We start from the raw sequence: 206 nt of genomic DNA, 5'->3' as shown, positions 1-206 counted from the left end.
ACCCGGAAGGTGGCGCTCTGGCGGTCCGCCTCCGACGAGCCCGCGCTGAGGGGGTCGATGCGCAGCACGTAGTTGCTGTGCCGCAGGTAGCGGTCGGGGAAGTTGTAGGAGCGGAACGACGACCAGGAGCTGTCGGCCAGCCCGGCGGTGCGGTAGAAGGTCGCGTCGGCCCGGAAGGTCGAGGTGTTGTCGTTGGCGGCGAGCCG

The 206-nt window shown here is 70.4% G+C and carries 1 protein-coding gene; it reads right to left on the bottom strand.

The window, feature by feature from the left end; genetic code table 11:
- Positions 1-206 (bottom strand): AbfB domain-containing protein (locus ACVMYR_RS33240; RefSeq protein ID WP_457123718.1); only part of this gene is annotated, 206 nt, incomplete at both ends.

Source organism: Micromonospora sp. PTRAS2, assembly GCF_054052245.1.
This window is presented reverse-complemented; position numbering and strand designations above follow the sequence as displayed.